The sequence below is a fragment of the Streptomyces sp. bgisy100 genome (assembly GCF_057709105.1).
In genome coordinates this window covers 20,724-47,672 of sequence record NZ_JBYITE010000009.1, presented here as the reverse complement: position 1 = coordinate 47,672, position 26,949 = coordinate 20,724, and the positions used below count along the sequence as shown (strand labels likewise).

Annotated in this window: 25 protein-coding genes; 16 read left to right on the top strand and 9 right to left on the bottom strand. The window is 74.1% G+C overall.

From position 1 onward, the window contains the following. Window positions 1-126 precede the first annotated feature (126 nt). Genes AC3EQ1_RS08635 through AC3EQ1_RS08620 form a run of 4 tightly spaced genes read left to right on the top strand, consistent with a single transcriptional unit; the run spans window position 127 to window position 3,833 of the window. Window positions 127-1,599 (top strand): MFS transporter, encoded by a 1,473-nt coding sequence (locus AC3EQ1_RS08635; protein ID WP_432093703.1) that lies wholly within the window; start codon window positions 127-129, stop codon window positions 1,597-1,599. A 26-nt stretch (window positions 1,600-1,625) separates the two neighbouring features. Further along, the gene (locus tag AC3EQ1_RS08630; protein ID WP_432093702.1) at window positions 1,626-2,150 is read left to right on the top strand and encodes a hypothetical protein; all 525 of its coding nucleotides are present in this window, start codon (window positions 1,626-1,628) and stop codon (window positions 2,148-2,150) included. A 34-nt stretch (window positions 2,151-2,184) separates the two neighbouring features. After that, window positions 2,185-2,949: a futalosine hydrolase gene (locus AC3EQ1_RS08625; RefSeq protein ID WP_432093701.1), complete on the top strand. Its 765-nt coding sequence runs from the start codon at window positions 2,185-2,187 to the stop codon at window positions 2,947-2,949. Then, window positions 2,946-3,833 carry a 1,4-dihydroxy-6-naphtoate synthase gene (locus AC3EQ1_RS08620; RefSeq protein ID WP_432093700.1) on the top strand — a complete coding sequence of 296 codons (888 nt, stop codon included), beginning with the start codon at window positions 2,946-2,948 and terminating at the stop codon, window positions 3,831-3,833. The genes AC3EQ1_RS08625 and AC3EQ1_RS08620 overlap by 4 nt, the downstream gene beginning before the upstream one ends. A gap of 117 nt (window positions 3,834-3,950) precedes the next feature. Here the strand turns inward: AC3EQ1_RS08620 and AC3EQ1_RS08615 are convergent, their stop codons facing one another. After that, complete coding sequence (locus tag AC3EQ1_RS08615) at window positions 3,951-4,334, bottom strand: cold-shock protein (protein ID WP_351513270.1); 384 nt, start codon at window positions 4,332-4,334, stop codon at window positions 3,951-3,953. Window positions 4,335-4,502: 168 nt separating this feature from the next. On the opposite strand from AC3EQ1_RS08615, the gene AC3EQ1_RS08610 reads away from it, so the two are divergent. After that, window positions 4,503-4,739, top strand: coding sequence for a hypothetical protein (locus AC3EQ1_RS08610; RefSeq protein ID WP_432093699.1), 237 nt, complete (start codon window positions 4,503-4,505; stop codon window positions 4,737-4,739). Here the strand turns inward: AC3EQ1_RS08610 and AC3EQ1_RS08605 are convergent. Continuing rightward, the gene (locus AC3EQ1_RS08605; RefSeq protein WP_432093698.1) at window positions 4,718-5,350 is read right to left on the bottom strand and encodes an HAD family hydrolase; all 633 of its coding nucleotides are present in this window, start codon (window positions 5,348-5,350) and stop codon (window positions 4,718-4,720) included. The two genes, AC3EQ1_RS08610 and AC3EQ1_RS08605, sit on opposite strands and share 22 nt — an antisense overlap. 96 nt (window positions 5,351-5,446) lie before the next feature. Here AC3EQ1_RS08605 and AC3EQ1_RS08600 point away from each other — a divergent pair, with 96 nt between their 5' ends. From AC3EQ1_RS08600 to AC3EQ1_RS08585, 4 genes are read left to right on the top strand one after another with little or no spacing between them, the layout of a single operon-like run. After that, on the top strand, window positions 5,447-6,475 hold the full coding sequence (locus AC3EQ1_RS08600) for a FecCD family ABC transporter permease (protein ID WP_432093697.1): 1,029 nt from the start codon (window positions 5,447-5,449) through the stop codon (window positions 6,473-6,475). After that, window positions 6,472-7,536, top strand: a complete 1,065-nt coding sequence (locus tag AC3EQ1_RS08595) for a FecCD family ABC transporter permease (RefSeq protein WP_432093696.1) — start codon at window positions 6,472-6,474, stop codon at window positions 7,534-7,536. The genes AC3EQ1_RS08600 and AC3EQ1_RS08595 overlap by 4 nt, the downstream gene beginning before the upstream one ends. Next, complete coding sequence (locus AC3EQ1_RS08590; RefSeq protein ID WP_432093695.1) at window positions 7,533-8,351, top strand: ABC transporter ATP-binding protein; 819 nt, start codon at window positions 7,533-7,535, stop codon at window positions 8,349-8,351. Before AC3EQ1_RS08595 ends, AC3EQ1_RS08590 begins: the two co-directional genes overlap by 4 nt. A 10-nt stretch (window positions 8,352-8,361) precedes the next feature. Beyond that, on the top strand, window positions 8,362-9,303 hold the full coding sequence (locus tag AC3EQ1_RS08585; protein ID WP_432093694.1) for an ABC transporter substrate-binding protein: 942 nt from the start codon (window positions 8,362-8,364) through the stop codon (window positions 9,301-9,303). On the opposite strand, the gene AC3EQ1_RS08580 is transcribed toward AC3EQ1_RS08585, so the two are convergent. Further along, window positions 9,300-10,220 (bottom strand): hypothetical protein, encoded by a 921-nt coding sequence (locus AC3EQ1_RS08580; RefSeq protein WP_432093810.1) that lies wholly within the window; start codon window positions 10,218-10,220, stop codon window positions 9,300-9,302. The two genes, AC3EQ1_RS08585 and AC3EQ1_RS08580, sit on opposite strands and share 4 nt — an antisense overlap. Window positions 10,221-11,002: 782 nt before the next feature. Here AC3EQ1_RS08580 and AC3EQ1_RS08575 point away from each other — a divergent pair. Continuing rightward, complete coding sequence (locus AC3EQ1_RS08575; RefSeq protein WP_432093693.1) at window positions 11,003-14,236, top strand: helicase-associated domain-containing protein; 3,234 nt, start codon at window positions 11,003-11,005, stop codon at window positions 14,234-14,236. A gap of 21 nt (window positions 14,237-14,257) precedes the next feature. Here AC3EQ1_RS08575 and AC3EQ1_RS08570 read toward each other — a convergent pair whose 3' ends face one another. Beyond that, complete coding sequence (locus tag AC3EQ1_RS08570; protein ID WP_432093809.1) at window positions 14,258-14,932, bottom strand: RloB family protein; 675 nt, start codon at window positions 14,930-14,932, stop codon at window positions 14,258-14,260. Continuing rightward, a complete protein-coding gene (locus AC3EQ1_RS08565) occupies window positions 14,853-16,319 on the bottom strand; it encodes an AAA family ATPase (RefSeq protein WP_432093692.1) in 1,467 nt (488 codons plus the stop codon). The genes AC3EQ1_RS08570 and AC3EQ1_RS08565 overlap by 80 nt, the downstream gene beginning before the upstream one ends. Before the next feature lie 231 nt (window positions 16,320-16,550). Here AC3EQ1_RS08565 and AC3EQ1_RS08560 point away from each other — a divergent pair, with 231 nt between their 5' ends. Further along, complete coding sequence (locus AC3EQ1_RS08560; protein WP_432093691.1) at window positions 16,551-18,200, top strand: DNA repair helicase XPB; 1,650 nt, start codon at window positions 16,551-16,553, stop codon at window positions 18,198-18,200. A gap of 225 nt (window positions 18,201-18,425) precedes the next feature. Here AC3EQ1_RS08560 and AC3EQ1_RS08555 read toward each other — a convergent pair whose 3' ends face one another. Further along, window positions 18,426-18,623, bottom strand: a complete 198-nt coding sequence (locus AC3EQ1_RS08555; RefSeq protein ID WP_351514964.1) for a hypothetical protein — start codon at window positions 18,621-18,623, stop codon at window positions 18,426-18,428. A 414-nt stretch (window positions 18,624-19,037) separates the two neighbouring features. Between AC3EQ1_RS08555 and AC3EQ1_RS08550 the strand changes: the two genes are divergently transcribed. Beyond that, window positions 19,038-21,332, top strand: a complete 2,295-nt coding sequence (locus AC3EQ1_RS08550) for a HelD family protein (protein ID WP_432093690.1) — start codon at window positions 19,038-19,040, stop codon at window positions 21,330-21,332. 36 nt (window positions 21,333-21,368) lie between these two features. Here AC3EQ1_RS08550 and AC3EQ1_RS08545 read toward each other — a convergent pair whose 3' ends face one another. Then, window positions 21,369-22,049: a copper homeostasis protein CutC gene (locus AC3EQ1_RS08545; RefSeq protein WP_432093689.1), complete on the bottom strand. Its 681-nt coding sequence runs from the start codon at window positions 22,047-22,049 to the stop codon at window positions 21,369-21,371. Between the two features lie 245 nt (window positions 22,050-22,294). Here AC3EQ1_RS08545 and AC3EQ1_RS08540 point away from each other — a divergent pair, with 245 nt between their 5' ends. From AC3EQ1_RS08540 to AC3EQ1_RS08530, 3 genes are all read left to right on the top strand, one after another. Then, window positions 22,295-22,948, top strand: coding sequence for an HD domain-containing protein (locus AC3EQ1_RS08540; protein ID WP_432093688.1), 654 nt, complete (start codon window positions 22,295-22,297; stop codon window positions 22,946-22,948). Window positions 22,949-23,249: 301 nt separating this feature from the next. After that, window positions 23,250-23,825: a hypothetical protein gene (locus tag AC3EQ1_RS08535; protein ID WP_488187150.1), complete on the top strand. Its 576-nt coding sequence runs from the start codon at window positions 23,250-23,252 to the stop codon at window positions 23,823-23,825. Window positions 23,826-24,000: 175 nt separating this feature from the next. Further along, a complete protein-coding gene (locus AC3EQ1_RS08530; protein ID WP_432093686.1) occupies window positions 24,001-25,089 on the top strand; it encodes a hypothetical protein in 1,089 nt (362 codons plus the stop codon). Window positions 25,090-25,164: 75 nt separating this feature from the next. Here the strand turns inward: AC3EQ1_RS08530 and AC3EQ1_RS08525 are convergent, their stop codons facing one another. Beyond that, entirely contained in the window at window positions 25,165-25,434 is a 270-nt protein-coding gene (locus AC3EQ1_RS08525) for a DUF4031 domain-containing protein (protein ID WP_432093685.1), read from the bottom strand. Window positions 25,435-25,437: 3 nt separating this feature from the next. Continuing rightward, entirely contained in the window at window positions 25,438-25,800 is a 363-nt protein-coding gene (locus AC3EQ1_RS08520; RefSeq protein WP_432093684.1) for a hypothetical protein, read from the bottom strand. 79 nt (window positions 25,801-25,879) lie between these two features. Between AC3EQ1_RS08520 and AC3EQ1_RS08515 the strand changes: the two genes are divergently transcribed. Beyond that, window positions 25,880-26,944, top strand: coding sequence for a MurR/RpiR family transcriptional regulator (locus tag AC3EQ1_RS08515; RefSeq protein WP_432093808.1), 1,065 nt, complete (start codon window positions 25,880-25,882; stop codon window positions 26,942-26,944). Window positions 26,945-26,949: the final 5 nt, after the last annotated feature.

Genomic DNA, 26,949 nt, shown 5'->3' with positions numbered 1-26,949 from the left:
CCGGTCCCACCCTCCCCCGGCTTCGTCTCCCGAGGAGTCCGCGTCCGCGCCGCCGTCCGGCGGAAAGACCCGGCGGTGTCCGGGCACCGGCGGTCTGGGAACGCCGACTCGGGGCAGTATGACGGAGTGGCAGCCGACTGGTCGTCCGACGGCAGGGGTCCGCTCCGCCGCGTGGGCGCGGCGGTCGGCCGGGCCCTGCATCTGCCGTTCACGGCCACGGCCCGCGGCATCCGGCGCGCCACCCATGCGCACGGCGCGGGCGAGTCGGGCCTCGGCAAGCTGATCGAACTGCACGCGGTGAACGCCGCCGGGGACATGATGATCACCGTCGCCCTGGCGTCCACCGTCTTCTTCTCGGTCCCCACCGACGAGGCGCGGGGGCGGGTCGCGCTCTATCTCGCCGTCACCATGGCCCCGTTCGTGCTGCTGGCCCCGGTCGTCGGCCCGCTGCTCGACCGGCTGCCGCACGGCCGCCGCGCCGCGATGGCCGGCTCGATGCTGACCCGGGCGGTGCTCGCGCTCACCATGTCCGGCGCCGTCGCGACCGGCGGCCTGGAGCTGTATCCGGCGGCGCTCGGGGTGCTGGTGGCGTCCAAGGCGTACGGCGTGGTGCGCAGCGCCGTGGTGCCGCGGCTGCTGCCGCCCCGGTTCGCGCTGGTCAAGGCGAACTCCCGGGTCACGCTGGCGGGCCTGCTGGCCACCGGGGTCGCGGCGCCCATCGGCGCCGGGCTCCAGGCGATCGGCCCCACCTGGCCGTTGTACGGGGCCTGCGCGGTGTTCTCGCTGGGCGCCTTCCTGGCGTTCACGCTGCCGCACAAGGTGGACTCGGCGAAGGGCGAGGCGAAGGCCCAATTCCTCACCCACGCCCACGGGCGCGCCCCGGGCGCCGTCGAGGACCACGAGCCGGGGGTGGTGGGCGCGGGGGCGACCCGGGTCCGCCACGGCCCGCTCGCTCTGGCCCGGCTGCGCCGCGGCCGGGGTGCCGAGCCGAGGCCCCGGCGACCGGGACTGCGCACCGTCGGGCCGTCCGTGCTGCACGGTCTGCAGGCGAACGCCACCCACCGGGCGCTCTCCGGGTTCCTGATCTTCTTCCTGGCGTTCCTGCTCCGCGAGCACCCGCTGGGCGGACTGAGCGCCGCCTTCTCGCTGGGGCTGGTGGGCGTCGCGGCGGGCACCGGAAACGCCCTGGGCACCGCCGTCGGTGCGTGGCTCAAGGCCCGCGGACCGGAAGTGATCATCGCGACGGTGCTGGGGCTGGCGCTGGGCGCCACCGTCACCGCCGCCGTGTTCTTCAACCCCGTGACGCTGGCCGTGGTCACCGCGACGGCGGGCTTCACCCAGGCGCTGTCCAAGCTGTCGCTGGACGCGCTGATCCAGCGGGACGTGCCGGAGGAGGTGCGGACCTCGGCGTTCGCCCGCTCCGAGACGCTGCTCCAGATGTCCTGGGTGGTGGGCGGCGCGATCGGCATCTCGTTGCCGCTGAACGGCGTGTTCGGGATGGCCGTGGCGTCCGCGATGGTCGCCGCGGGGGTGATCGTCGCCGTCCGGGGGCTGCTCGCGGCCGCGCGGCGCGGCACGCCGCACCCCCGCGTGGCGTGAGGAGAGCGGCCCGATAGCCTTCGCGCATGAGCATTGCCACGCGGCGGAGCCGCCTTTCGATGCAGACCACGGGCCGGACCGTGCGCACCGTCGCCGCCGTCGGCGCCGCGGCCTTCGGGCTCGTGGCCCTCTCCGCCTGCGAGAAGCCGACCCCGCTCGCCACCGTCACGGTGGGCTCGGAGTCGGTGCACAGCGAAGCCGCCTGCTACAACGACGGCAAGGCGCTCTCCCCGAAGGACCTGCGCCACTGCATCAGCGCCAAGTCCGACAAGAAGCTCACGGTCGGCGAGGGCCAGCGGATCAGCGTCGGTGTCGACCCGGACGTCGCCGAGTCCGGCTGGGCCATGGTGGTCAACGGCCAGGGCACGATGTCCGAGGCCAGCAAGGACACCTACCGGAGCTTCGACTTCGACCAGATCTTCGCCCCGCAGCAGAGCCCCACGGGCGCCGCGGCGGCTCCGAAGACCGCGCAGGTCGCGATCATCGAGGTGGGCAAGGGCGGCAAGGCCAAGGGCGCCTGGCAGTTCACCCTGAACCGGAAGTCCTCCTGACGGACGCTCCTCCCCGGCCGAAGGGCACAGCCTGATGCGCGTCCTCGTCGTCACCGCCGTACCGGCGGAGTCCGAGGCCGTCACGGCCGGCCTCCGCGCGGCGCACCCCGCGCCGGACAGCTCCGGCGCCCCCGAGTCGGTGCCGCTGCCGGGCCGCGCCCTGCTGCGGGTGCCGTGCCCGGCGTCGGACGGCAGCGCTCCGGCACTCGTGGTGGACGTCCTCGCGGGCGGGGTCGGCCCGGGCGCGTCCGCCGCCGCGACGGCCGGCGCCGTCATGGCCGGTGCGCTGCACCGCCGCCCCTACGACCTGGTGGTCTCCGCCGGGATCGGGGGCGGATTCGCCGGTACCGCGCCCGTCGGCTCGGTGGTGGTGGCCGACACGATCGTCGCCGCCGACCTCGGGGCCGAGACCCCGGAGGGCTTCCTGCCCGTCACCGAGCTGGGCTTCGGCACCGGCGCCCACCGGCCGCCCGCCGCGCTCTCCCGCGCCCTGGCCGCCGCGGCGTCCGCCGCGTCCGGCCCGGTGCTGACCGTGTCGACCGTCACCGGCAGCGCCGCGCGCGCCGCCGAGCTGGCCGCCCGGCATCCCGGTGCCGCGGCGGAGGCGATGGAGGGCTTCGGGGTCGCCGAGGCCGCCGCCGCGCAGGGCCTGCCGGTCCTGGAGCTCCGGGCCGTCTCCAACCCGGTGGGTCCGCGGGACCGCGCCGCCTGGCGGATCGGCCCGGCGCTGAGCGCGCTCTCCGGCGCCTGCGGCGCCCTCGTGTCCGTACTCCACGCCTGGGAGGGGCCCGTCTCATGAGCGAAGCACTGCGGATCGCGTACTCGCCGTGCCCGAACGACACCTTCGTCTTCCACGCCTGGGCCCACGGCCTCGTCCCCGGGGCGCCCGAGCTGGACGTGACCTTCGCCGACATCGACATCACCAACGGCATGGCCGAGCGCGGCGAACTGGACGTGCTCAAGGTGTCGTACGCGGTCCTGCCGTGGATCCTCGACGACTACGCGCTGCTGCCGTGCGGCGGCGCGCTCGGCCGGGGCTGCGGACCGCTGGTGCTGACCCGGGCCCCGGACGGCGAAGACGGGGGCGCGGTCGGGCCGGCGGCGCTCGCGGGCCGGACGGTCGCCGTGCCGAGCGAGCGGTCCACCGCCTATCTGCTGTTCCGGCTGTGGGCGGCAACGGAGGTGCCCGGCGGGGTCGGTGACGTCGTCGTCCTGCCGTTCCACGAGATCATGCCCGCCGTGCGGGACGGCAAGGTCGACGCCGGACTCGTCATCCACGAGGCGCGTTTCACCTACCCCGACTACGGGCTGCACCGGCTCGCCGACATGGGCGAGCACTGGGAGGCCACGACCGGGCTGCCGATCCCGCTCGGCGCCATCGTCGCCAGGCGGTCGCTGGGCGAGGAGCGGCTGCGCGAACTGGCCGAGGCCGCGCGGGCCTCGGTACGGATGGCGTGGGCCGATCCGGAGGCCTCCCGCGGTTACGTCCTGGAGCACGCCCAGGAGATGGACCCGTCCGTGGCCGACCGGCACATCGGGCTGTACGTCAACGAGTTCACCGCCGGTCTCGGCGAGGACGGCTACGCCGCCGTGCGCGGGCTGCTCACCCGCGCGGCGGCCGAGGGGCTGGTGCCGCCGCTCGGCCCGGACGCGCTGGCCTTCGCCCGCCCGTCCGCCGGCTGACCCCCTCCCGGCAGCCGGGCAGCCGCCGGGCGACGACGCCGGGAAAGACGGCCGGAGAGCGCAGTGGACCGGCCCCCACGGGACCGGTCCACGCACATCACGTCGTCGTCGGGGCGCTCAGACGTCCAGCTGATCGGCGACCGCCCGGAGCATGCCGGCGATCTTGTTGCCGTGCGCCTTGTCCGGGTAGCGGCCCCGCTCCAGCTGCTGGGAGACGCTCTCCAGCAGGGTGGTCAGATCCTGGACGATCGAGGCAAGTTCGTCCGGTTTGCGGCGCTGTGCGGCGGCGATGGAGGGCGCCGGGTCGAGCACGCTCACCGACAGCGCCTGATCCCCGCGGTTGCCCGCCACCACGCCGAACTCGACGCGCTGTCCCGGCTTGAGGGTGTCCACACCGGGCGGGAGCACGGAGGAGTGCACGAAGACGTCGCCGCCGTCGTCGCGGGAGAGAAAGCCGAAGCCCTTCTCACTGTTGAACCACTTGACCTTGCCGGTAGGCACGTCCGTCCTCGTCCTCGTACTCGTCGGGGAAACACACAAAAACAGCTCTGGATAGCACTAGAGCGGGCCGTGAGACCCGCCACGTCCAAGGCTAATGGTCCCGTGCCTGGTGACAAGATGTCGCCGGGTGGTTCCTCAGCGCTCCTGACGCCGATCTACCCTGGTCCCATGAGCGGTACTCCTTCCTCCGCGGGTGACCGGCTGGTCCGGGTCGGCGCGATCGTGTTCCTCGTCGGCGCCCTCGCCACCGTCGCCACCATGGCTCCGCTGTTCCTGGGCGCGGATCCGCTGCCCGCGCCCGCGTACTTCGTGTGCATGCTGATGGGCGCCGGCTTCGTGATCGCCGGCGCCGGGGTGCTGCGGTCGATCGCCGCCGGGCGCCGTCAGGCGCGCTCGGCCCGGTAGCCCTCCAGCCACGCCGGGAACGCGGTGAGGTCCGGCAGGACCACGTCCGCGCCGGCGGCGCGGAGTTCGTCCTCCCCGAACGGGCCGGTGGCGACGGCCACGGACAGCGCGCCCGCGGCCCGGGCGCCCCGGATGTCGCCGGTGTGGTCCCCGACGTAGACGGCCGCGCCGTGCTCGCGCAGCGCCTCCGCCTTGGCCTCCGCCCACAGCCACCCGATGACCGCGTCGGCACCGATGCCGAGGTGCTTCAGGTGCAGTTCGGCGTTGGGCTGGTGCTTGGCGGTGACCACGATCGCCCGGCCGCCCCCGCCGCGCACGGCGGCTATCGCGTCCCCCGCGCCGGACAGCGCGAGGGTCGGGGCGATCGCGTGGTCCGGGTAGATCTCGCGGTACCGGACCGCCATGGCCGGGATCCGGTCGTCCGGGAACCAGTTCGCCAGCTCCTCCTCCAGCGGCGGACCGAGCCGGGTGATCGCGAGGTCGGCGTCGATGTGCGTCCCGGTCTCGGCGGCCAGCGCGAGGTAGGCGGCCTTGATACCGGGGCGGGAGTCGATGAGGGTCATGTCGAGGTCGAAGCCGACCGTCAAGGGATGCGTGGGCATGGCAGCCATTGTGCCGTCACCCTTGCGGAGCACCCCCTAGACTTAGGCTCCCCTAACCTGACAGGCGGTCCGCCGCGCCGGGCCCGCCGGATCCGAGAGGAACCGATGCCCGCCGCCCCGCCCGGTCAGCCCGGACGCACCCCGGCCGGACGCCGTATCGGGTGGCTGGCCGCGGCCACGGCCGCCCTGCTGCTGTCGGTCCTGCTCAGCCTGTCCGTCGGCGCCCGGCCCCTCGCCCCGTCGGCCGTCCTGGACGCGCTGCTGCACGGCGGCTCCGGCGACGCCGCCGAGGTCGTACGGTCCCTGCGATTACCGCGCACCGTCACCGGGGTGCTGGTCGGCGCGGCGCTCGCCCTCGCCGGCACGGTGCTCCAGGGCCTCACCCGCAATCCGATCGCCGACCCGGGCATCCTCGGCATCAGCCAGGGCGCCTCCGCGAGCGTGGTGCTGGCCATCGCGTTCGCCGGAGTGCACGGCCCGAGCGGCTACGTGGGGTACGCGTTCCTGGGGGCGGGGCTGGCGGCCGTCGCGATGTACGCGGTCGCGGCCGGCGGACGCGGCGGGGCTACTCCGGTGAAACTCGCCCTGGCCGGGGCGGCGGTGAACGCCCTGCTGGTCTCCGTCATCCACGCGGTGCTGACCACCGACGCCGCCACCCTCGACGAGTACCGGTTCTGGCAGGTCGGTTCGCTCTCCGGCCGCGGCGCCGACGTGATCGGCCAGGTCTGGCCCTTCCTGGTGCTCGGCGTGGTGCTGGTGCTCTCCGTCGCCCGCGGGCTGGACGCCCTCGCCCTCGGCGAGGACCTGGCCCGCGGCCTGGGGCAGAACGTCGCCGCCCTGCGGATCGTCGGCGGGCTCGGCGCGACCGTCCTCACCGGGGTGGGCGTCGCGGCGGCCGGACCGATCGCCTTCATCGGCCTCGCCGTACCGCACCTGGCCCGCGCCGCCGTCGGCACCGCCCACCGCTGGGTGCTGCCGATGGCCGCGCTGACCGGCCCGGTGCTGCTGCTGGTCCCGGACGTCCTCGGCCGGCTGGTCTTCCCGCCCTCCGAGGTCCCCGCCGGGGTGATGACGGCCCTGGCCGGGGTCCCGTTCCTGGTCGTCCTGGTGCGCCGCCGGACGGTGACCGCATGACCGGCACCGCTCATCGCCCGCGCGTCCTCCCGGCCGGTCACACCCTGGTCCGCGCCGGGGCGGCCTCCTTCCTGGTGCACCGGCGGGCGGCCCGCACCGCGGGCGCCCTCACCGTGCTGCTGGCCGCCGTCTGTCTCGCCTCCCTCTGCCTCGGCGAGACGACCGCCACCCCGCTCGGCGCCATGAGAGTGCTGGCCGGGCTGCCCTCCCCGGACGCCTTCGTCGTCGGCACCCTGCGGCTGCCGCGCCTGGTCACCGGGCTGCTCGTCGGCGTCGCGTTCGGCCTCGCCGGGGCGCTCGTCCAGACCGTGGCGCGCAACCCGCTGGCCAGCCCGGACATCATCGGCGTCAGCCAGGGCGCGGGTGCGCTGACGGTCGGCGCGCTGACCTTCGGGGTCACGTCCACCGTCGCCCTGCCCGCCCTGTCGGTGGCGGGCGGCCTCGCCACCGCGGCCCTCGTGTACGCCCTCACCTGGCGCCGCGGACTGCACGCGGGCCGCTTCGTCCTCATCGGCATCGGCTTCGCCATCGCCCTGCGCTCGGTCACCCAGCTCTTCCTCACCAAGGGCGAACCGCTGGTCGCCCAGCAGGCGCAGGTGTGGATGACCGGCTCGCTGGACGGGCGCGGCCGGCCCGAAGCGGCACCGCTGGGCTGCGTCCTGCTGCTCCTGCTGCCCGCGGTGCTGTGGGCGGGGCGCGCCCAGCGGGCGGTGGCCCTGGACGACGACACGGCGACCGCGCTCGGCACCCACCTGGGCCGCACCCGGCTCGGACTGGCCGCGCTCGGCGTCGTCCTCGCCTCCGTCGCCACGGCCGCCGCCGGGCCGGTGGACTTCGTGGCACTGCTCGCCCCGCAGATCGCCCGCCGCGCGGCCCGGACGGACCGGATCCCGCTGGTGTGCGCGGCGCTGACCGGCGCGGTGATCGTGGTCGCGGCCGACCTGGCGGCCCGGACCCTGCTGTCGCCCACCGAACTGCCCGTCGGCGTGCTGACCGCCGCCGTCGGCGCCCCGTATCTGATCCGCCTGATCCTGCGAGGCCGCACCGGAGGAACTTCGTGACCGAGAGCCGCCTGACGGCCCGCGACCTGACCCTCGCCTACGAGCAGCGCACCGTCGTCGACGGACTGGACCTGGACGTTCCCGACGGGCGGGTCACCGTCGTCGTCGGCCCCAACGCCTGCGGCAAGTCCACCCTGCTGCGCGCCCTCGGCCGGCTGCTCAGGCCCGCCCGCGGCGCGGCCCTGCTGGACGGCCGGGACCTCAGCCGCATCCCCACCCGGACCGTCGCCCAGCAGCTCGGCCTGCTGCCGCAGACCCCGGCCGCCCCCGAGGCGATCACGGTCGCCGACCTCGTGGCCCGCGGCCGGCAGCCGCACCAGCGCTGGTGGCAGCAGTGGTCGGCGGAGGACGAACGGGCCGTCGCCGACGCCATGGACCGCACCGCCGTGGCGGACCTCGCCGAGCGTCCCGTGGACGAACTCTCCGGCGGCCAGCGGCAGCGCGTCTGGATCGCCATGGCCCTCGCCCAGGAGACCGGGCTGCTCCTCCTCGACGAGCCCACCACCTATCTGGACATCGCCCATCAGATCGAAGTCCTCGACCTGCTGCGGCAGCTCAACCACCAGCGGGGACGCACCGTCGTCGCCGTCCTCCACGACCTCAACCAGGCCGCCCGCTACGCCGACCACCTCGTCGCCATGAAGGCCGGGCGGATCGTCGCGCAGGGCGGCCCGGCGGAGATCGTCACGGCGGAGCTGGTGCGCGAGGTGTTCGGCCTCGACGCGGTCGTCGTCCCCGACCCCGTCACCGGCAGCCCGCTGGTCGTCCCCGGCCTGCCCTGGCAGGCCCGCACGCCCGTCCCCGACCACCACTGAAAGGTGCGCCATGTCCCGCACCCGCGCGCTCACCACCACCGCCGCCCTCGCCGCCCTCGCTCTCACCGGCTGCGGCACGGGGCAGAACGCCGCCCCCGAGGGCGAGACCCGCACCGTGAACACCGCCATGGGAAAGGTGCGGGTGCCCGTCGCGCCGAAGCGCGTGGTCGTCCTCGACACCGCCGAACTGGACTCCGCGATCACCCTCGGCGTGAAGCCCGTCGGCGCCACCAACGCGGGCACCCGCTCGGGCTTCCTGGGCTACCTGAGCAAGGACCAGGTCTCCGGCATCAAGAACGTCGGCACGATCGGCTCCCCCAACCTGGAGGCCGTCAACGAGCTGAAGCCGGATCTGATCCTCAGCAACAAGGCCCGGGACGCGAAGAACTACACCAGCCTCAAGGCCATCGCCCCGACCGTCCTCACCGAGACCACCGGCTACCCCTGGAAGGAGAACTTCCGGGTGCACGCCGCCGCCCTCGGCAAGAAGCAGGCGGCCGCCAAGGCGGTTGCCGCCTACCGGGCCCACGCCCGAAAGGTCACCGACGCGCTCGGCGGCCCGGACCGGGCGAAGCGGACCGAGGTCAACATCGTCCGCTTCGTCGAGGGCGCGGACACCCGCGTCTACGGCGAGAAGAGCTACATCGCCACCGTCCTGAAGGACGTCGGCCTCGGCCGCCCCGCCGTCGTGCACCGGGCCACCGACGGTTTCTCCTACGACGTCAGCCCCGAGAGGATCGACGACGCCGACGCGGACGCCCTCTTCTACGCCACCTACGGCGACCCGAAGAAGGCCAAGGAGACCCAGATCCTGCGCAGCGGCCTGTGGAAGCGGATGGCCGCCGTCAGGAACGAGCGGTCCTTCCGGATCGACGACGAGACCTGGATCCAGGGCATCGGCTACACCGCCGCCGACACGATCCTCGACGAACTCCAACAGCGGCTGGGCTAGTTGCCGCGCGGCCGTCGCCTCGCCCGCCACACCAGGAACAGCGCCGAGGCGACGGCCGCCGTGCGCAGCGCCACCGGCCAGGTCTCACCGAGCGCCGCGGCCATCCCGTCCTTCGGGACGGGCTCCCCCCAGCGCCCCTCGACCCGCCCCCACAGCCACACGACGGCACTCGCCGCGACCAGCCCGGGCAGCCCGAGCGCCGCGAACTTCGCCTCGATCCGGGACAGTCGGCGCGTGCCGTAAGCGACGACCCACCCCAGCCCCAGCAGCACCAGATTCCCCAGCACGGCCCCCGCCACCAGCAGCCCGGCGGCGATCAGCAGCAGCGGACTGAGCGGCGCCCGCGTCTCCTCCCGGCGCCGCGCGAACACCCGCCGCGCCAGCCCGGCCCCCCGGACCCGTGGGGCCGGCTTCTCCTCCGTCTTGGCGGGCTCCGGGGCGCTCTCCACCGCGGCGCGCTCCGGCGGTTCGAGCATCTCGGGGATCTCGATCCCCCCGCTGAACCCCGGAACGGACGACCCCGGCCCGCCGAACGGCCCCGGCTCGACCCGCCACCAGTCGGTGACCGGCACCCGCGGCCCGAGCTCGTCCTCCCCCGCCAGATGCGGCGGCGCGGCGCCGGACGCCTGCCGCTGCGCGGGCACATGGGGCTTCGCCAACGGCACGGCGGCCTTCGACGGAACGTCGGGCGCACCCCCGGCCGCGCCGCCCACCACCTCGTCCGGCGTGCCCAGCTTCCCCAGGATCCGCTTCACCGCCGCGGGACTGTCGGCCCCGCCGGCCCGCTGCTGCTCGATCTCCGCGCGCAGCCGGGTGACCAGCCGCATCCGGTCCCCGGACGGCATCTGCTGCTGCTGAGCCAGGTCCCCGACCTTGCTCAGATAGTCGAAGACGACCCGATCGCTCTCGATCCCCACCAAATCCCCTGCGGGCGCGCACTGGTTGACGACCTCCTCGACGGTACCGGCTACACCGCCGATTGCCCCCATGGCACACGCCCCGGGACACCCGAGGCCCGGAACAGACCACACCGCACGCCCACCACCGACACCCTGAACGGCATACGCGGGCCCGCAGAACTGGGGCGACCGGGGCGACGGAACCGCCCCGGACGCAGGCAACCAGGCCCGGTAGGCCGGACCGCGGGGCGGCCACCGCACGCAAGGGACGGAGCCGCAAGCGGCCGGGTGGCAGAGCTGGGCGGACGTGACGGCCCGGTGCCACCGGCCGGGTCCGGACATGACGACCGCGGAGGCCACAGCGCCGGGCGAACGCAAGGAGGCGGGGACACGGCGCCACCGGCCCAATCCGAACAAGACAACAGCGGAAGCCACAAGGCCGAGCAAACGCAAGGAGGCGGGGACACGGCGCCACCGGTCCGGACATGACGACAGCGGGGACCACAGGGCCGGGTGGACGTCAGGGGGTGGGGGCGCAGGGGTGGGGGGTTCTGGAAGCTTCCGTGTATTTGTGGCCCCCCAGGGCCAAAAATATACGTTCCAGACCCCCCACCCCGGAGCCCCCACCCCCGAACCCCACGACCACCCGCACCCGAAAACCACGCCCACCCGCGCCCGAAATCCACGACGCCCCGCACCCGAAAACCGCACCCCACCCCCGCTCACCCCCACCGCGCCGCTCGACGAGCCCCCAACGCGCCCCCGTCCCCACCCCCCGCGGAGCGGCTATCGTGGGGCGGATGGCCGACAAGCGGAACCGGGAGGAGCGCGTGCCGACAGACCCCCGCCGCCGCAGTACGGGCGCCGCCACGGGCAGCTCCACCAGGACCGGAACCCCCGCCACCGGTACCCCCGACTCCACGGAGGCCCCAGGCACCGCCCCCGGCACCGGCACCGGCACCGGCACCGGCACCCCCAGCGCCACCAGCACCCCCGCCGCACCCGGCACCCCCGACACCACCACCCCCCGAACCCCCCGCACCCTCGCCGAAGAACTCCGCACCCGCCCCGACCCCGCCCTAGCCACCCTCCTCCGCGCGCGCCCCGACCTCCTCTCCCCCGTCCCGGGCGACCTCACCCAGCTCGCCACCCGCGCCGGCACCCGCGCCTCCGTCGTACGGGCCCTGGAACGGCTCGACCGGTTCGCGCTGCAGACCGCCGAGGCGCTGGCGATCGCCCCGGACCCCTGCCCGTACCCCGCCCTCCTCGGCCTGATGGCGGGCGACTCCGGCGACGAGGTCATCGAACGGGAGCTGCCCCGCGCGCTCAGCACGCTGCGCGCCCAGGCCCTGGTCTGGGGCGGGGAGGAGCGGCTGCGCCTCGTCCGCACCGCCCGCGAGGTACTGGCCGGCGGCACCGCGCTCGCCTCGTCCGGCACGGCCGCGCCCACCCTCCCGGGCCGCACCTCCCCCACCGGAGCAGGTCGGCCCCCCACCGGAGCGGGACGGCCCTACGCCGGCGCAGGACGGACCTCCGCCGGCGCGGCACGTCCTCCGGCCGGCCCCGCGCGGACCAGCCCCACCGGCCTGGGCCCGACCGTGGCCGAGGCCGCCACCGGGATGTCCCCCGGGCGGCTCCAGGAGATCATCGCCACGGCGGGGCTGCCCGCCACGCACGACCCGGTCACCGCGGTCGACGCGCTCACCGCCCTGTTCGAGGACCGCACGCGGATGGCGGCGCTGCTCGCCGAGGCCCCGGAGGAGTCCCGGGAGACGCTGGCCCGCCTCGTCTGGGGCCCGCCGTACGGCACGGTCCCGGCGAACCCGTCGCCGCAGGTCCGCTGGCTGACGGCCCGCGGGCTGCTGCTCCCCACCGGCTCCGGCACCGTCGCCCTGCCGCGCGAGGTCGCCCTGCATCTGCGCGACGGCCGGGCCCACCGCACCCCCGAGCCGCTGCCGCCCGCGCTGGAGCCGGTGGCCGAGCACCGGCCGGGCGTGGTGGACGCGACGGCGGCGGGCCAGGCGTTCGCCGCGCTGGGCGTCGTCGAGGACCTGCTCAAGGAGTGGGAGCTCGGCGGCCCCGGGGTCCTGCGGGCCGGGGGCATGAGCGTCCGCGATCTCAAGCGGACCGCGACCGCGCTCGACACCGACGAGCCGACGGCCGCGTTCTGGCTCGAACTCGCCTTCGCCGCCGGGCTCCTGGCCTCGGACGGCGAGGCCGACGAACGGTTCGCGGCCACCCCGGCGTACGACGAGTGGCAGCGCCGGCCCGCGGAACAGCGCTGGTCCGCGCTGGCCGCGGCCTGGCTGACCGCGACCCGTACGGCGGGCCTGGTCGGCGGCCAGGACGCCAAGGGCCGCACCCTCTCCGCGCTCGGCCCGGGGCTGGACCGTTCACCGGCCCCGCACTTCCGCCGCCGCACCCTCGAACTGCTCGCCACGCTCCCGGACGGCGGGGCGCCGCAGCCGGACGCGGTCCTGGCGCGCCTCCGTTGGGAGCACGGCGCCCCGGCCCGCCCGAGCGAGGCCCCGGGCCAGGGGGCAGGCCCCGGCCCGGCCGGGCACCCGTACCCGTACCCGCACCCGCACCCGCACCCCGACGACCTCCGCTCCCGGATCGCACGCTGGACCCTGGCCGAGGCCGAACGCCTCGGGGTCACCGGCCGCGGCGCGCTCTCCACCCACGGCCGGGCCCTCCTGGGCACACCGACGGCACCGGGCGAGCCGGCACCGGAAGCATCGGTTCTGGGAGAGCCCGCCCCAGGCCGGCTCGCTCCAGGTCACCCCGCCCCGGGCAGCCCCGCCCCGGAGCCGACGGCCACCGGCGCACCCGCCACGGCCGCCCCCGCCGCGGCGAGCCCCACCACGATCGTCACCGGCACACTCCCGGCGCCCGGCGCGGACGGCACAGCGGCCACCGCCCCCACCCCGGGCGACTCCGACGGCCGCATCCCACCCCAGCCGACCACCGCGAGCACCCCGGACACCGGCCCCACCACCCGGGACAACGGCACCGGCCCCGGCGCACCCCCGGCCACCGAGACGCACCCCGCCGAAGTACACGCCGCCGCGGCCATCGCCGCCGCCCTGCTCGCCCCCAAGCTCCCCGAACCGCTCGACCACGTCCTCCTCCAGGCGGATCTGACGGCCGTGGCGCCGGGCCCGCTGGAGCGGCCGCTCGCCGAGATGCTCGGGGTGCTCGCCGACGTCGAGTCCAAGGGCGGCGCGACGGTCTACCGGTTCACCCCGGGCTCCGTCCGCCGCGCCCTGGACGCCGGACAGACCGCCTCCGACCTGCACGCCTTCCTCGCCGAGCACTCCCGGACGCCCGTCCCGCAGCCGCTCAGCTACCTGATCGACGACGTGGCCCGCAAGCACGGGCACCTGCGCGTCGGAGCGGCGTCGGCGTACATCCGCTGCGACGACGACGCCCTGCTGGCCGAGATCCTCGCCGACCGGCGGTCCTCGGGGCTGCGCCTGCGCCGCCTCGCCCCCACGGTGCTGGCCACCCAGGCACCGCCCGACCAACTCCTGGAGTGCCTGCGGGACATGGGCTACGCCCCGGCCGCCGAGTCGGCCGAGGGCGACGTGGTGATCACCCGGGCCGACGCGCACCGCACCCCGCCGCGCACCGCGCCCGCCCCCGTCCAGGGCGGCCCGCCCGTCCCCGACGCCACGCTGCTCACAGCCGCGGTCAAGGCGATCCGCGCGGGCGACCTCGCCGCCACGGCCGTGCGCAGGCCGGCCGCGGCGCAGGCGCCGGAGGCACGGGAAGGCGCCCCGTCCGACGGCGGCCGGCTGCCCCGCACCACCTCCGCCGAGACGCTCGCCACGGTGCAGGCGGCGGCTCTCACCAGCAGCGCGGTGTGGATCGGCTACGTGAACGCCGACGGCGCGGCCAGCCAGCGAGTCATCGCCCCGGTACGGGTGGAGGGCGGCTTCGTCACGGCCTACGACCACACGGCCGACGAGATCCGCACCTACCCCCTGCACCGCATCACGGGCGTCGCGGAACTCGCCGACGACCCGACCTGACCTCCGGCCCGGGGGCCCGGATCACCGCTTCCCGGCTCTCCCGTTCCGAGCGTCCCGCAGGGCCTCGACCAGGACGTCGACATCGGTCCAGGGGTTGACCGTCCGGGGGTTCACCGCCCTCGGATTGCCCTCGCTCTCCGCCTCCGCACGGGACCGCAGACGCTGGGCCCTGGACTGCGCCACGCCGTGGAGCGCCCGGAGCGACTCGTAGTCCAGATGCTTGCGGGCCGTCGAATACCCGGCGCAGCCCGGTTCGTTCTCCAGCAGTCGCTGCGCCTGTCCGGACGTGAGGTAGGCGGTGATGTCCTTGAAGTGCAGCAGGATCCATATCTCGAAGCAGGGGTTGCTGAGCGCGACATTGACCGCGCCGCCCCGGGCGAGCCGTAGCGCATCCGCCAGTCCGGGGTGCGGCACCGGTGCCTCGACGTCCACGACGCACCACACCTCGTCGTACGCGGTGCAGCGGTCCTTGGCACTCCTGGGCGCTCTCGCCTGGTGCTCGATGGCGGCCTGCACCAGGGACTTCGGCTCACCATGCACTCCGCCCATGCAGAGCTCCACCGGCAGGGCCCGTAACTCCGCTTTCAGCCCCTTGAAGTACTGGGTCTCCGTGCACTCACCTTCGCAGTAGATCAGGAATCTCCGCTGTTCCGGACGGTTCCCCTGCTTCCGGCCGAGAGGCTTCCCCCGTCGCACCGTCACCCCCGCTTCCCTTCCCACTCGCCGCGGGCCCTTCGCTCGCCGCGGCTCCTTCGCTCCCCGCGGGCCCTTCATTCGCCGCGGCCCCCTCACTCGCCGCGGCAAGGCCCGCCAGCAGATCGCTGTCGAAGTGCGGAACCGCTCCGTACCGGCCCCCCAGATACCGCTTCTCCAGGTTCTCGATCGAGTCCCGCACCGAGAACTCCGTCAGCGGGAAGAGCCGGGTCGCGCCGGTGTCGTAGTCCTTCTCCGTGAACCACAGCTGATCCCGGAACAGTTCGGTGCGGGAGTTCCTCCCCAGGAGTGACGACTCATGGGTGCTGAAGATCAGTTGTGCGCCGCGGCGGTTGGTCTCCGGCGACTGGAACATCCCGACCAGGGCGTCCGTGAGGTGGGGGTGGAGCCGTGCGTCGAGCTCGTCCACGCACAGCACCGCGCCGCGGATCAGCGCCGTGACGACCGGGCCGAGCAGCCCGATCCAGGTGCGGGTGCCGCTGGACTCCTCGCCGAGCCGGAGCGTGAACGTCCCGTCGGCGGTCCGGTGCTCCACCCGTACGCGGTCCCCGAGCGGCGCCTCCACCTTCACCCGGTCGCCGAGCGCCTCGCGCAGCGCCGCGAGCACGCGCTCCTGCTCGTCCGCGACCTCTTCGCCGAGCTCACGGATCTCCAGCCCCCCGACGCCCAGGTCGGCGAAGCGCAACAGGTCCATGAGCGGCGCCCGGCCGCCCCGCTCCCGCTCGGCCAGGCACAGGCTGACCGTGTGGTCCAGCCGGTGCTGGAAGTCGCTGTCGGTGGCGACCGTCAGATCGTTCCGGAACCACGCGTAGATCGTGCGCAGCAGTTCGTGCCCCTGGGCCGCCGCGACCGAGAGATAGAGACTGTTCGGCCGCAGGAGGTCGGCGATGACCTTCCGTCGTCCGGTGAGCCCGCGGCCGAAGCTGACGGGCTCGCCCCCGCGCCGTTCGTAGAGCCGTCGCGGCTTGCCCTCGGGGTAGGCGTAGAGCCACTCCTCCAGTACCCGGTCGTCGTCCACGGTGAAGCCGAAGGCGTAGCGGACGCCGTCCAGCACGAATTCGACCTCGTAGCCGCTCGGCGGGATCGAGGCGCCGCTCCGGAGAGCGAAGGGGCGCCGGGGCACTCCGCCGGACGGGTCCCAGCGCTGGAACGACGACAGGACGGCGGTGCGCATCCACACCAGGGCGTCGATGACATTCGACTTCCCCGAGGCGTTCTGCCCGTAGATCGCCGCCACCGGCACGACCCGGTGGCGGCTGCGGGGCACCTCCTGCTCGGCCCGCTCGTCGTGCCGGTCGTCCGCGACCAGGGTGAGCTCCTGCTCCTCACGGAGCGACGCATGGTTCGTCACCTGGAAGCGCAACAGCATGCCGGCCTCCCCGGGGCTCGATGGAACGTGTCGTTTTGCTGTCTGTATCGTCAAGTCTTGACGATACAGACAGCAAAACGACTTGTCTGTGCGCATTCACTCGATCGTGGACGACCGGCACGCCCCCGCTCGGCCCGCCCCACCCGCGCCCCTTCCACACTCGGCTCCGCACTTCGGGCGATGAGGGACACTGGAGGCTTGTCCCCCGGAGACGCACGAAAGGCGCCAGGCGTGAGTGGACCGCTGATTGTCCAAAGTGACAAAACACTGCTCCTGGAAGTCGGCCACGAGCAGGCCGACGCGTGCCGCCGCGCCATCGCCCCGTTCGCGGAGCTGGAGCGCGCCCCCGAGCACATCCACACCTACCGGGTGACCCCGCTCGGGCTGTGGAACGCCCGGGCCGCCGGGCACGACGCGGAGCAGGTCGTCGACGCGCTCGTCGAGTTCTCCCGGTACCCGGTGCCGCACGCCCTGCTCGTCGACGTCGCCGAGACCATGGCCCGCTACGGCCGGCTGCGGCTGCTCAAGCACCCCACCCACGGTCTCGTCCTGGAGTCCACCGACCGCCCGGTCCTGGAGGAGATCCTCCGCTCCAAGAAGATCCAGCCGCTGGTCGGGAACCGCATCGACCCGGACACCGTGGCCGTGCACCCCTCCGAGCGCGGGCAGATCAAGCAGACCCTGCTGAAGCTCGGCTGGCCCGCCGAGGACCTCGCGGGCTACGTCGACGGCGAGGCGCACCCGATCGAGCTGCACGAGGACGGCTGGGCGCTGCGGCCCTACCAGCAGCAGGCCGTCGAGGGCTTCTGGCACGGCGGCTCCGGCGTCGTGGTCCTGCCCTGCGGCGCGGGCAAGACGCTGGTCGGGGCGGGCGCGATGGCGACCGCGAAGTCGACCACCCTGATCCTGGTCACCAACACGGTCTCCGCCCGTCAGTGGAAGCACGAGCTGGTGAAGCGGACGTCCCTCACCGAGGAGGAGATCGGCGAGTACAGCGGCACCCGCAAGGAGATCCGGCCGGTCACCATCGCCACGTACCAGGTCCTCACCACCAAGCGGAAGGGCGTCTACCCGCACCTGGAGCTGTTCGACTCCCGCGACTGGGGGCTGATCGTCTACGACGAGGTGCATCTGCTCCCGGCGCCGGTCTTCAAGTTCACCGCCGACCTCCAGGCCCGTCGCCGGCTCGGGCTCACCGCCACCCTCGTCCGGGAGGACGGCCGCGAGTCCGACGTCTTCTCCCTGATCGGCCCGAAGCGCTTCGACGCGCCCTGGAAGGAGATCGAGGCGCAGGGCTACATCGCTCCGGCGGACTGTGTCGAGGTGCGGGTCAATCTGACCGAGACCGAGCGTCTCGCCTATGCGACCGCCGAGACCGAGGAGAAGTACCGCTACTGCGCCACCACCGCGTCCAAACAGCGGGTCACCGAGGCGCTGGTGGAGCGGCACCGGGGGCAGCAGACGCTGGTCATCGGGCAGTACATCGACCAGCTCGACGAGCTCGGCGAGCACCTGGGCGCCCCGGTCATCAAGGGCGAGACGACCAATGCCCAGCGCGAGAAGCTCTTCGACGCGTTCCGGCAGGGCGAGCTCGGGGTCCTCGTGGTGTCCAAGGTGGCGAACTTCTCGATCGACCTGCCCGAGGCGACGGTGGCGATCCAGGTGTCCGGCACGTTCGGCTCCCGGCAGGAGGAGGCGCAGCGCCTCGGCCGGGTGCTGCGGCCCAAGGCGGACGGCCACCCGGCCGTCTTCTACTCGGTGGTGGCCCGGGACACGATCGACCAGGACTTCGCGGCGCACCGGCAGCGGTTCCTCGCGGAGCAGGGGTACGCGTACCGGATCGTGGACGCGGACGATCTGCTGGCGTCGGACGAGGCGTAGGCGGCGCGGGGGCGAGGCGTGAGCGCACGGGGCGGGGCGGCGGCGCCCGGGGCGTAAGCGGCGCTGGACGTGGGCGCGCGGGGCGTAGGCGGCGCGCGGACGAGGCGCAGGCGCGCAGGTCAGGGACGTGGGCGCGGGACGAGGCCTACAGGCGCCCGGCCCCGGCGCAGGGCCCGTGCGGCGCCGGGCGCGTGCGCCGCACGGCCGCAGGCGGCGGCGTGCGGCTCAGCGGCGGCGGGTCACCAGCGCCGGCTCGTCGAACTCGCCCAGGACGGTCACCCGGAACGCGGTGTCCGCATACACGCGGATCGCGCGCAGGACGTTGCCCAGCAGGTGCCGTGGGTGCGGGGGAGCCGCGATACCGAGGGCCGTGCTGCCCCGGACGGGAGACGCGGGGACCGGAGTGAAGGATGCGGCGTTCATGTCCCCATGATGCGTTTCATCCGTTTGGAGCACATCAGTCCAGCGACTGAGGCCGTCGGCCCCACCCCTCACCCCTACGGCGCACCCGCCGCCCTCCCCGGGGCGGAGCCGGCCAGGAAACGGCTTCCCGAGCCAAGTCCAGCCACCACCACCATCGGGGGTGGTGCACGCGAAACGCCTGGGAAACCAAGGCCCGCCACCCCCGCACGGGCAGGACCCGCAGGCCGGATGTGATCGACACCGATGACCGAAACAAACCGTTCGACCGGCCTCGCCCCGCTCACTACAATCGCCCGTCTGCCGCCTCCCGACCTGCCCCGAGCAGGAGCGCCTCCGCGGGCGCCCGGGGAGCCACCGTCCGGACGGCAACCGGCCGGTTTCTCTCATTCACCCGATCACCCCGGAGGCAACGTCGTGCCCGCGCAGTCGCGCCCATCCCCCAGTCGCGCCCGCACCGAGGACGCCACGGGCCCCTCACCGGAACCGGACAGCAACGGTCCGCTCGCCCGCGAGCGCGCCCACCTCGCCGGGTCCCGCGCCGCACTGCGCGCCATGCGCACCGATGTCGAAGCGCTCGACATCTCCAACGTCACCGCGAACTGGGTGAACGCCACGGTCCTCCAGTCCCAGATCGACTCCCGCATCAAGGCGCTCGCGGATCACGCCCACACGCCGCTGTTCTTCGGCCGTCTCGACTATCAGCACGCGGGCACGCAGTACGGGGATGCCCGGCACGGGGACGCTCCCCGCCCCGGCCCGAGCGGTCCGGGCGCGGCGGTCCCGGGCAGCCCCGGAGACGAAGCAGCCGGCACCGGACCGAACGGGGCCACCGGCACCGGGCCGGACGGGACCACCGACGCCGGACCGAACGGGGCCACCAACGCCGACGGCGGGACCGAGGAGCCCGGCGACCGCTGGTACATCGGCCGGCGCCACGTCCACGACGCGCACGGCGACCCGATGGTCGTCGACTGGCGCGCCCCCGTCTCCCAGCCGTTCTACCGGGCGTCCAAGAAGGCGCCGATGGACGTCCGGCTGCGCCGCCGCTTCGGCTACACCGGCGGTGAGCTGACGGCCTACGAGGACGAGCACCTCACCGATCCCGACGAGGCCGCGGTCGGCACCGCCAGCAAGCTGCTCCAGGCCGAGATCGAGCGCCCCCGCGTCGGCCCCATGCGGGACATCGTCGCGACGATCCAGCCCGAGCAGGACGAGATCGTCCGGTCCGGCCTCGACCGGACGGTCTGCGTCCAGGGCGGACCCGGCACCGGGAAGACCGCGGTCGGCCTGCACCGGGTGGCGTATCTGCTCTACGCGCACCGGGAGCGGCTGGCGCGGACCGGGACCCTGGTCATCGGGCCGAACCGTTCCTTCCTCCACTACATCGAGCAAGTCCTGCCCACCCTGGGCGAGCTGGAGGTCCGGCAGGCGACCGTGGACGACCTCCTTTCGCACGTCGAGGTACGGGGCGACGACACCGCCCGCGCGGCCCGCATCAAGGGCGACGCGCGGATGGCCCAGGTGCTCCGGCGCGCGGTCCGGTCCGGGGTGACGACGCCGACGGAGCCGGTGGTCGTGGTCCGCGGTTCGCGCCGCTGGCGCGTCCCGGCGTACGAAGTGGCGGAGATGGTCACGGAGTTGCTCGCCCGGGACATCCGGTACGGCGCCGCCCGGGAGGCGCTGCCGCAGCGGATCGCGCACGCCGTCCTGACCCGGATGGAGGCGGCGGGCGAGGCCCCGGACGACCGGGTGCAGAACGCGGTGGCCCGCTCCGCCCCCGTCAAGGCCGTGGTCAAGGAGGTGTGGCCGCCGGTGGATCCGGCGAGGCTCGTCCTCCGGCTGCTGTCCGACCCGGAGTTCCTCGCCGCGAACGCGGACGGTGTGCTCACCGCCGACGAGCAGAAGGAGGTCCTCTGGGCGAAGCCCGCCCGGGGCGTGAAGTCGGCCCCCTGGTCCCCGGCCGACGCGGTGCTCGTCGACGAGGCGTCCGACCTGGTCGAACGCACCCACTCGCTGGGGCATGTCGTCCTCGACGAGGCCCAGGACCTCTCCCCCATGCAGTACCGGGCGGTCGGCCGCCGCTGCTCGACGGGTTCGGCGACGGTGCTGGGCGACCTCGCCCAGGGCACCACCCCGTGGGCCACCGGCACCTGGGCGGAGGCGCTGGGTCACCTGGGCAAGGGCGACGACGCGCGGGTGGAGGAGCTGACGGCCGGTTTCCGCGTGCCGCGCGAGATCATCGCGTACGCCTCGCGGCTGCTGCCGCGGATCGCGCCGGACCTCGCGGAGTCCACCTCGGTCCGGGAGGCGCCGGGCTCGCTCGTCGTCCGGCCCGTGACGACTCCGGCGGAGCTGGACGCGACGGTCCTGGAAGCGTGCCGGGAGGCGCTGACGCGCGAGGGGTCGGTCGGCCTGATCGCGGCGGACGCCCGCCTTCCGGCCCTGACCTCGGCCCTGTCGGCCGCGGGGATCGCCCATCTGCCGCCCGGCGAGGAGACGTCGGCCGAGGTGCGGCTGACCCTGGTCCCGGCGTCGCTCGCCAAGGGGCTGGAGTACGACTACGTGGTCCTGGACGAGCCGGCCGCCGTGGTCGACGGCGAGCCGGACGAGCGCACCGGCCTGCGCCGCCTGTACGTGTCGCTGACCCGTCCGGTCTCGGGCCTCACGGTCGTCCACGCGGCACCGCTGCCGGCTGCTCTGGCGGACTGACGCCGAGGGAGCGAACCGCCCCTCGCCGCCGACCCGTCAGAGCGCCGCGCGCCACTCCTCCACCGCTGCCGCCGACACCGGCGCGGCCCACCCCTCCGGCCGGGCCGCGCTGCCGATGTGGAAGGCATCGATCCCGGCGGCGCGCAGCGTCGGGAGGTGGTCGAGGCGGAGGCCGCCGCCGGCCATGATCCGGGGTTCGTACCCCGGCTCGCCGGAGCGCGCCGCCTCGGCCAGGAGGGTCGGCAGGCCGTCGTCGACGCCCGCCGGCGATCCGGCGGTGAGGAAGGTGTCCACGCCCGGCAGTGCGGCGATCTGTGTGCGCAGCGCGTGCCGGTCGGCCGCCCGGTCGATCGCCCGGTGGAAGGTCCACGGGCAGCCGTCGATGACGGCCATCAGCATTTCGACGGCCACCAGGTCCGGGTGGCCCTCGTGGTCCAGGAAGCCGAGGACGAACGCGTCGGCCCCCTCCTCCCGCAGCTCCGCCGCCGTGCGGCACAGCCGGCGGACGTCCGCGACGCCGAACCCGGCCTGTGGGCGGAGCATCACCCGCAGCGGGAGGTCGACCGCGGCCCGGATCTCCGCGAACGCCTCCCGGGACGGGGTGAGCCCGTCGGACGCCATATCGGTGACCACTTCGAGCCGGTCCGCACCCCCGGACCGCGCGGCGACCGCGTCCTCGGCGGTGAGGGCGATGACCTCGAGAATTGGTCTAGACATATATCCAAGGTTGCCACAGGAGAACCCCCGCCGGAAGCAGCCGCGCACGCCCGGGGCGGGGCCACGCCGTCCATGGCCGGGACAGAACACAGCGCCCGACCGGGAGGGACCACAGCGCCTGCCCGGGACGGACCGCAACACCCGCCCGGACGGACGACGGCTCGGCAAGGGCGGGAGGGCAGGAAGGGACAGGGCAGGGCAGGGCAGGGAGGGCCCGTCCGGCGCCCGTGGCCCACAATTGATCCATGGCCTCCACCGCCGTTCACGACATACTCCTCGCCCGCTGGTCCGAGCTGTTGCGCAGGTGCCAGGAAGAGGCGTCCCCGGACCCCGCCCCCTACGGCGAGAACCTGCTCGACCGCTGGGCGGAGCCGCAGCGCCGCTATCACACCACCGACCACCTGCTGGCGGTCCTCGACCGCATCGAGGAGCTGGTCCACCACTGCGACGACCCCGACGCGGTACGGCTCGCGGCCTGGTTCCACGACGCGGTCTACCGCCCGGACCGCTCGGAGAACGAGGAGCGCAGCGCCCAGCTCGCCGAACGCGCCCTGCCCGAGGCCGGGGTGTCCGCCGCGCGGACCGCCGAGGTCGCCCGCCTCGTCCGCCTCACCGTCACCCACGACCCGGCGCCCGGGGACACCGACGGCGAGGTGCTGTGCGACGCGGACCTGGCCGTGCTCGCCGGGCCCCCGCAGGCGTACGCGGCGTACGCGGCCGCCGTCCGCCAGGAGTACGGCTTCGTCCCGCACGACGCGTTCCGCGAGGGCCGGGCCGCCGTGCTGCGCCAACTGCTCGACCTGCCCCGGCTGTTCCGTACGGAGACCGGGCACGACCGCTGGGAGCGGACGGCGCGCCACAACATGGCCACCGAACTGGAACTCCTCACCTCCACCTGACGGGTGCGCAGGGCCGGGGCCGCGCGACGACCGCCGAACCCGGCCCGGCCTCCGCACGTCCGCCCCTGTCCGCCCACGCCATCCGCCCCGTCCCCTCCCCCGTCACGCCCCGAAAAACAGTGGTCGGGCCCGGTCACGAATGACACAGTCACCGTCGTGCCCCTGCTGGATCTGCTCATCGACTTCGCGCGCACCGGCTCCTCGGTCTCCCCGCTTCCCGGTCGGGACGATCCGGTGCCGAACCACGAGCGGCACTGCCTGCGATCCATGAACACCCACCGGACTCCCACGGAGCCGGTTGATGCGGCGCGTGGATGAAGCGATGACATTGCGTTCCGATGTGGCCGAGTTGCTGGCGGGAGCCGGCATCCTCGACGTGGACGTCGACGATGCCGTCGCGGACGAGCACGTCCGGTCGTCCGCGTACCAACGCGTCGTCTCGGTGACCGCTTCCTCGCGGAGCCGCGACCGGGACCGCGCGATGGTGGCCACGATCCTGCGCGACCCCATCGAGATGGTGTCCAAGACGGCGGTGGTCGCCCTCGTGGACAGGATTGCGATGGAGGTGACCGGTCCTGCCGAATTCCGGCAGTGGTCGTCCGAACTACTGCCAGAGATCGACCGGTTCACAGCGGAAGGGAACCGCGAGTTCCTTCGCCGCCGCATCCACGACTGGCTGTTCCACCTGTCCGTCAAGGACGGTCATGTGCCGACGCCGGCCGAGTTGGCGGAGGTCACGTACTGGATGCAGCGCTTCCTCGCCACGGGGTCGACGTCGCCGGCGGTACTCGCCCTGCTCGCCGAGTTCGGCAGCAGCAAGAAGATACGGAACATCGCGAAGGACCGAGCCGGAAACCGCAAACTGAGAACGCAATGAGTCATCCCCGGCGTGAATGCCGGGGCTTTGCCCAAGAATCCCGGTAAAGGCTCGATCCGTGCCCACTGCGCGTCAGCCAACGGCACCCCACCAACGATCCGATGATCGGAACGAAACGCCCTAGGCTGATCCATGAGGCCACTTCAGGGGGACAGCGGTCACGTCAGGGGGAGACATGACAACGGAGAACGAGCGACGACCACTGACCACCAGGGCAAAGGTCGCCGCCGTGGCGGGGGTTCTGGCCTCGCTGGCGCTCCTGGGCTATGCCACCAAGCCGCAGTGGCAGCCCTGGTGGTTCGCGGAGACCGTCTGCGGCGGCCACCTGTCGGCCGCCGACCTCGACGCGATCCTTCCGGCCGAGCGGCTCCAGCCCGACGAGGAGGTGTCCGGCCCCGACGAGGTGTCGTGCGGGCTGAACACCGAGGACGACCACTTCGTCCTGAACGTCCACGCCTCCACCGACCCGGACGACGTGCGGGAGGAACTCGAGTCGCACTTCAGGATCCCGTTCACCGACTCCCTCCCCTTCCCCAGGGGAATCCCGGGGTTCGAGGTCGACGGGCAGCTGGTCGTCCTGCAGGAGTGTCCGGACCTCCCCCGGGACGGCCAGGGACGCAAGCGCCGGATGCTCACCCGGGCCATGGGGTCGTGGCCGGACCGCCCGACCGGCGCCGCCCTGCGGACCGCCGTGGCGATGGCCAACGCCTCCTCCGCCGAACTGGGCTGCGGCGCCGAGCGGTTGCCGATGCCGGAGAAGCCGGCCCCGGCCGATCCCGCCGGGGTTCCGCCCCGGCAGGCGAAGGGCGCCCTGTGCGGCTGGCTCGCCGACGCCCCGGCGCTGCCGGGGAACCGGTACGGCCGCCCGTGGAAGGCAGCCGCCCTGACGGGCCGGACCGCCCCGATCACCAGCTGCCGCCTGACCTCGGACGGGGAGAAGCCGGTGACGGTGGAGTTCGGCGGCTGGTACGGGGACTGGACCGACGAGCCCTTCCACACCCTCACCGTCTCCGGCGTCGACCTCCCCGACGGCGGCCCCCGCTCCACGGATCCGGTGATGAGCGAACGCCTCGGACGGGCCACCGCGCGCTGCTCGGGCGAGTCCGCGAACTACCGGGTGTACGCCTCCCCGTCCGACCCGAAGCAGCACCTTCCGGCGCAGCGCCTGCGCGAGCTCCTGGTGGCGTTCGCCGAGGATCAGGCGGAGCGGCACGGCTGCACGGATCTCGAACTGCCCGGGAAGACCATCCACCCGGAGCGCTGACACGCTGCTCCCGCCGTTCGGCGGCAGGCCGTCACACGGCCCGGAAACGCCGGGCTGCGGACGGGCCCCGTCGGCTCAGCTCCGCTCCGCGCTCTTCCGCCGCCGCAGCCCCGCCTCCGTCAGCCGCCGCACCAGCTCCTTGCTGCCGACCTCGATCGCCCCCGCCCCGACCGCGTCCGCGTAGCGGTGGCTCGGGACGTCGTAGTGGTCACGCTCGAACGCCCGTTCCGGCGCGCCGATCCGGGCCGCGAACGCGTGCAGCTCCGCGTAGGAGACGTCACTGACCAGGTGCGACCACATCCGGCCGTGTCCCGGCCAGGTCGGCGGGTCGATGTAGACCGCCACGGTTCAGCGCCCCAGAGCGGTGTCCAGCCGCCCCACGGCGGCGACGACCACGCCCGCCTTGCCGCAGACCCAGTGCGGGTCGGTGCCCAGGGCGGGTTCGATGTCCAGCGCGTGCGGGTCGCCGCCCTCGGTGCACACCGGGCAGAGCGGCCACCGCCCGTACCGTTCGAGCAGCGCGTCCTGGACGTCCTGGGCGATGAGCCCGACCACGTAGGCCACGCCGTCGGGCCACTGCTCGACCCACCACCTCCGGTGCACCACCGAGTCCTCGACGAGGGAGACGACATCGGCTTGGGCTACACCCCCCGCGGTGAGATCGGCGATGACGAGGGCGCGCGCGGCGTGCAGGGCGGACTCGAGCTCCATGGGGCCATTGTCACGCCCCTGGACACGAGGGGTTGACTGCACCCTGGGCTGAAAATACCTTCCAATAGTGAGCAGCAACATGAAGGAAACTTTCAGGAACGGTGCAGCCGACAGGAGCAGTGCAGTCGGCGGGAGCAGTGCGGTCGGCAGGAACGGTGCAGTCGGCACGCCGCGGACCGCCGCCGCGGACAGGACGGCCGGCCCGTCCTCCGCTTCCGGACCGCAGCGCCCGTCCGCCTCGCACAGCGTGCCCCGTACTCCCGCCCCGCCCGCGCCCGCGGCCCTCGCCGCCAAGGTCCGGACGCTCGTGCCGTCGATGACCCGCTCCATGCAGCGGGTCGCCGAGACCGTGGCCGACGACCCGGCCGGCTGCGCGGCGCTCACCGTCACCGCCCTGGCGGAGCGCACCGGCACCAGCGAGGCGACCGTGGTGCGCACGGCCCGCGGCCTCGGCTACCCCGGCTACCGCGATCTGCGGCTGGCGCTGGCCGGGCTCGCCGCCCAGCAGCAGTCCGGCGCCGCGCCCGCCGTCACCGCCGACATAGCGGTCGACGACCCGATCTCCTCCGTGGTCGACAAGCTCGCCCAGGAGGAGCGGCAGTGTCTCGCCGACACCGCCGCCGGACTCGACACCGCCCAGCTGGAGGCAGCCGTCGCCGCGCTCTCCGGCGCGCGCCGCATCGACGTCTACGGCATAGGCGCGTCCAACCTGGTGGCACAGGACCTGGTGCAGAAGCTGCTGCGCATCGGCCTCATAGCCCACGCGCACGCCGACCCGCACCTGGCCGTCACCAACGCCGTGCAGCTGCGCGCCGGTGACGTCGCCATCGCCATCACCCACTCCGGCGGCACCACCGACGTCATCGAGCCGCTGCGGGCCGCGTTCGACCACGGCGCCACGACCGTCGCGATCACGGGCCGCCCGGACGCGCCGGTGGCGCAGTACGCGGACCACGTCCTCACCACGTCCACCGCCCGCGAGAGCGAGCTGCGGCCCGCGGCGATGTCCAGCCGGACGAGCCAGCTGCTGGTCGTGGACTGCCTGTTCGTGGGGGTCGCCCAGCGGACGTACGAGTCGGCGGCGCCCGCCCTGTCCGCCTCCTACGAGGCCCTGGCCCACCGCCACAACCCCAAACACCCGTGAATCAC